The organism is Methylocystis rosea SV97, assembly GCF_000372845.1.
In the GTDB taxonomy this organism is placed as follows: Bacteria; Pseudomonadota; Alphaproteobacteria; order Rhizobiales; family Beijerinckiaceae; genus Methylocystis; species Methylocystis rosea.
The window spans coordinates 3,546,063-3,546,604 of the sequence record NZ_KB889963.1 but is presented as its reverse complement, the minus strand read 5'-3'; the positions used below and the strand labels follow the sequence as shown (position 1 = coordinate 3,546,604).

The window sequence follows — 542 nt, the reverse complement described above, 5'->3', positions numbered from 1 at the left end:
ACGCTGCTCGTCATTTTCCTGCTGCTCTATCTGAATTTCCGCCGCTTAACCGAGACATTGATTGTCATGCTGTCGCTGCCCTTCGCACTGGTCGGCGGCGTGTGGCTGATGTGGTGGTTGCACTTCAACATGTCCGTCGCGGTGGCGGTGGGGTTCATCGCGCTCGCCGGCGTCGCCGCCGAAACCGGCGTCGTCATGCTGATTTATCTCGACCAAGCGATGCAAGAAATCAAGACTGCACGTAACGCCTCGCGCGCTGCTTTCACGAGAGCCGATTTGCATGAGGCGATCATGCTCGGCGCTGTCGAACGTGTGCGGCCGAAGATGATGACGGTTGTCGCGATCATGGCGGGGCTCGTGCCGATCCTCTGGAGCACGGGCGCAGGATCAGAAGTTATGCAGCGTATTGCCGTTCCGATGATTGGCGGGATGGTGTCTTCGACGGCTCTGACGCTCATCGTCATTCCGGCGATCTATGCGCTGATCAAGGGGTTTGGCCTGCCTCAAAAAGGAGAGGTCAAGCAGGAGTTGGGGGGAACTAT

The 542-nt window shown here is 58.5% G+C and carries 1 protein-coding gene; it reads left to right on the top strand.

The window, feature by feature from the left end; all coding sequences use genetic code 11:
- A partial coding sequence (locus tag A3OO_RS24905; protein WP_040573487.1) for an efflux RND transporter permease subunit occupies positions 1 to 542 on the top strand: 542 nt, incomplete at both ends.